We start from the raw sequence: 1,132 nt of genomic DNA on the forward strand, positions 1-1,132 counted from the left end.
GGTGGACGTACTCCACTTTCAGCACGCTGTTGAACGCCTCGCTCACGGCGTTGTCGAAGCACGAACCCACCCGCCCCATCGACTGCCACACGCCCCACCGGCGGCACGCGTCACCGAACCGCTTCGAGGTGTATTCACTGCCGCGATCCGAATGGAAGATCACCCCGGAGACGTCGCCGCCGCGGGTGGCCGCGGCCATGTTCAGCGCCGCGACCACCAGCTCGGCGTCATGATGGGCACCCATGGCGAACCCCAGCAGCCGGCGGGAGTACAGATCGATCACGGTGGCCAGGTACAGCTTGCCCTCCTCGGTGTCGATCTCGGTCATGTCCCCGGCCCACACCGTGTCCGGGGCGGGCGCGCTGAAGTCGCGCCGCAGCCAGTCCGGCGCAGCCGGCCGTTTGCCGGGCCGGGTCAGGCCGGGCCGACGGCGCACCGTGCGGGCGGCCAGGCCGAGCTCGGCCATGAGCCTGGCCACGGTGTTCACCGATACACGCCAGCCGGCGCGCACCAGCTCGATGAAGATCTTCGGCGATCCGTAAGTGCCGCCGGACTGATCGAAGATCCGCTTGATCTCCTCGGCAAGGCTGAGGCGGCGCTCCCGGCGCTTGGTGACCGGATCCTTGATCCACTTGTAGAACCACGACTCGCTCACCCCCAGCACCCGGCAGGCCACCCGGTGCGGGACACCGTGCTCGGCCCTCTGGTTACCGATGAACTCCGCGACCACCGCGGGCTCATCCGCGGTCACTTCACCCAGAGGGCCACGAATCGCTTGCACACATCACGCTCCATCTCCAGCTCGCGGATGCGCTTGTCCTTCTCCCTCGCCTCGGCCCGCAGCCGCTCCAGCTCCTCACGCTCGGACCCTCGCAAGCGGCCGGCCGGTGACGGAGGCGCCGCCGGAGTGTCCGAGGAGGGCGAGCCGTTGCGCTTCGCCCGCGACGCCCACGAGTGCAAGGTCCCGGGGTTGATGCCCAGTTCCTCGGCGACCTGAGGGATCGTCTTCCCGGTCTCCCTGACGATCCGCACCGCACCCTCACGGAACTCGGCGTCATACACGCGTTGCCTGGATGCCATGACTCCCAACTTCTCCTGCTGTCACGGTCTCCACGGTACGAGGGGAAGCACA

The 1,132-nt window shown here is 68.4% G+C and carries 2 protein-coding genes; both read right to left on the reverse strand.

Features of this window, described 5'->3' with window-relative positions; genetic code table 11:
- The coding region (locus tag AC5WS8_RS39175; protein ID WP_496108240.1) for an IS3 family transposase at nucleotides 1-751 on the reverse strand (751 nt) is incomplete at its 3' end.
- Nucleotides 748-1,080 carry a transposase gene (locus AC5WS8_RS39180; protein ID WP_496108241.1) on the reverse strand — a complete coding sequence of 111 codons (333 nt, stop codon included), beginning with the start codon at nucleotides 1,078-1,080 and terminating at the stop codon, nucleotides 748-750. The genes AC5WS8_RS39175 and AC5WS8_RS39180, both read right to left, overlap by 4 nt.
- Between the last annotated feature and the right edge of the window lie 52 nt (nucleotides 1,081-1,132).

Source organism: Streptomyces sp. PTL18, from assembly GCF_059510295.1.

Excerpts from the sequence above, each read along its gene's own strand:
- AC5WS8_RS39180 (WP_496108241.1), bottom strand. The coding sequence starts at position 1,080 with ATGGCATCCAGGCAACGCGTGTATGACGCCGAGTTCCGTGAGGGTGCG.